Source organism: uncultured Rikenella sp. (genome assembly GCF_948810725.1).
GTDB lineage: Bacteria > Bacteroidota > Bacteroidia > Bacteroidales > Rikenellaceae > Rikenella.
The window spans coordinates 1-2,786 of the sequence record NZ_CAQIVA010000090.1 but is presented as its reverse complement, the minus strand read 5'-3'; the positions used below and the strand labels follow the sequence as shown (position 1 = coordinate 2,786).

The following is a 2,786-nucleotide window of genomic DNA, read 5'->3' as shown; positions in this document are numbered from 1 at the left end:
GCATCCCTGCGGGATGCTCTGGCCGTGTCTGCCCGATTGGTTGGGCTGGATTTTCCGGTGTGGCGCGCTGGGGGTATTATGCCCATTATTAGCGCGCTGCGCCGGAAAACCACAGCCCAACGAACAAGGCGGAGAGAACCCGTGGTCGGCCCACCGGGACGACCTCTGCAAAAGTTCTTTGGGTACCTTTCTTTCAAGAAAGGTACGGTTCCGTCCGGGTAGACACAATACAAACGGTTCAATTAGCGTTTCATAGCGCGATCCATATCCCGCTTCGCATCCTTTTCCTTGAGATGCTCCCGTTTATCGTATTTTTTGCGCCCCCGTCCCAAGCCGATCACCAGCTTCGCCAAACCGCGTTCGTTGACGAACAGCCTGATCCCGACCACCGTCAAACCCTTGTCCTGCAACGCCCGGTCTATCTTTCTCAACTCTTTCCGATTGAGGAGGAGTTTTCGATCGCGTTTCGGTTGGTGATTGTTGTACGTTCCCCAGTGATATTCGGCGATGTTCATGCCGCGCACGAACAATTCGCCGTTGTGCAGATAGCAGAAGCAGTCGACGAGACTGGCTTTGCTCATTCGGATCGATTTGATTTCGGTTCCGGTCAGCACGATACCGGCCACCCACTCTTCGAGGATTTCGTAGTCGAAAGAGGCCCGTTTGTTTTTGATGGATATTTTGTTCTGTTCCGCCATTTTCGGATGCAAAGATAACGATTCCGCGGCTTCGGACGGTACGTGCAAATACTTATCCGCATTTTTCCGTCATCGAGGGGGCGAGGAAAAAGAGAGGCACCCCGGCCCTCTCGGAGGAGAGAACCGGGGTGCCCCGAATTTTAAAGGAAAGTCCTTAGTTTTTCATTTTCACTTTGACTTTCACGATTTCTACAAACTGAGCGTGTTCGAAGTAGTTGTAGAAATTCACGTCCGTAGCAGCGAGTTCAGCAGCTTCCGGGTTCTGAGCGATGGCAGCTTTCAGATTGGAAACCAGCGCGTTTGCATCGCCTTCGCGAGCAGCGATCACTGCTTTCACGTAGTTAGCACGCCAGGTGTTCATCCCTGCCAACTGTTGTTTTGCTTTAGCCACGTTGCCGTTGAGGAGTTCAGCGAGTGCCTGGTTGTACCCATCGAGGGTGCGAGCGGCAGCTGCGTAGTTCCCGTTAGCGAGTTCTACGAGGCCCTGGTTGTATTTAGCTTCCGGGATCGAAGATGCTGCGAAGAATTTGGCAGCGTCTGCTTTCTTGCCTTCAGCCAAGGCAACCACGCCGAGGTTGTTGATCACGTACGGGTCGGTGCTGTTGAGCGAAGCGGCTTTCAGGAACATGGCCTTTGCAGCAGCGTAGTCGCCCTGGTTTGCCAATACGACGCCGAGGTTGTTGTACCCGCGGTAACAGTTGTATTTTTCAGCAGCGGCTTTGTAGATCTTCGCTTTGGTAGCGTTGTCGTTGTAGAGGGTAGCTGCGAAGAGCATCTCTTCGACGTTGAGTTTGTTGATGTCGGTAGCGACAGCTTCTTTGAGTTCGGCGTCGGTCAAGCCTTCCACCTGAACGTTGACGGTCATTTTCGAACGACGGAGTTCCGGGAGGATCTTTTCAGCCAGCACTTTGAAGGCAACGCTCATGTTTTTGATTTCGCGGTCGCGCACCTGCGGGTCTTTCTGCATAGCGAGCACCTGGAGAATCAGCGCTTTGTCCGGGATATCGGATTTTTCGACCAGTTCTTTGAAGCCTTCCCAGTCTTCGCCCATCGCGTTGATGTCGAATTTGGTGTTAGCCGGAACTTTGTCTTTTTTGAACTTCTGGCTCATCGCTTTGTGAGTCGAGGTACCGCGGTCTTTCGACAGTCTGTCGTTGAGGGCCAACGGACCGTCCGGCGAAGCGTAAGCCTGAGTGTAAACGTCGCCTACTTTCTTCTTCGCGTCACCGCTGTTGGCGATGATGAAGTCTTCCAGCGCTTTGATGTCTTCTTTGCTCAGCTGGCTGGAGCGCACGTTCGACTGGTTGATCGTAAACATGATCTTCGCGGTTTCCGAGATGTTGGTCACGCGCTGGAATGCGTCCGGAGCGATAGCCACTTTCGCATAGTTGTCGGCCATCAGCTGCAAGGAGCTCACCCCGTTAGTCACGTAGATCGGGGTTTCGTACGGGGTGAAGTTTTTGATCTTGTTCCCGCGTTTCAAGCATTTCGCTTCAGCTTTCAGCACGAGCTGCGAGAGGCGCATCGACGGGTTGTAAGGAATAGCCACGTCCATGGTCACCGTACCGCCCGAGAAGGGAACGACGGTGTAGTTGTCCTGTACTTTTTCGCCCTGGAAGAAGCGCGGTTCGCCGGCATATTCGGTACCGTCGATCAACGATACGATCACCGGAGTCACTTTCAGCACGCCGTATTTGTGGAATGCTTTGGCCGGAATGTTCACGGTAATGGTGGTCACCGCGTTGTCCCCTTTCAGGGTAACGAGTTCCGGCGCGCAGGTCGCCGTGGTGCCCTGTGCGGTCTTCTTCATCATCTTGCTGAAGCAATTACAGCTGGTGAGAAGAGCCGACGCAGCGATAACTGCAAGGCTGAGGTTTAAAACTTTTCTCATAATCAGTGAATTGTTTATTTATTAATTGGTTTTTCGGTCTTTTTTCCTTCGCTTTACTTGCAATGGACAAAGGTACGTATTTGTTCCTGATTTTGTTTTAGGATAAACAAAATTTCAATCCCTTTTTCATACTCTTTTTTGCCCCGGCTGGAACCGTACCTTTCTTGAAAGAAAGGTACCCAAAGAACTTTTGCAGA

General features: G+C 52.1%; 2 protein-coding genes. Both read right to left on the bottom strand.

The window, feature by feature from the left end:
• Window positions 1-242: 242 nt before the first annotated feature.
• Window positions 243-698 carry an SsrA-binding protein SmpB gene (gene smpB / locus Q9S52_RS10655; protein ID WP_294591605.1) on the bottom strand — a complete coding sequence of 152 codons (456 nt, stop codon included), beginning with the start codon at window positions 696-698 and terminating at the stop codon, window positions 243-245.
• 154 nt (window positions 699-852) lie between these two features.
• Window positions 853-2,589, bottom strand: coding sequence for a tetratricopeptide repeat protein (locus Q9S52_RS10650; protein WP_304709093.1), 1,737 nt, complete (start codon window positions 2,587-2,589; stop codon window positions 853-855).
• Window positions 2,590-2,786: the final 197 nt, after the last annotated feature.

Bases quoted from the DNA above. Each gene is read 5' to 3' on its own strand.
- Q9S52_RS10650 (WP_304709093.1), bottom strand. From the start codon at position 2,589: ATGAGAAAAGTTTTAAACCTCAGCCTTGCAGTTATCGCTGCGTCGGCT.
- smpB (WP_294591605.1), bottom strand. From the start codon at position 698: ATGGCGGAACAGAACAAAATATCCATCAAAAACAAACGGGCCTCTTTC.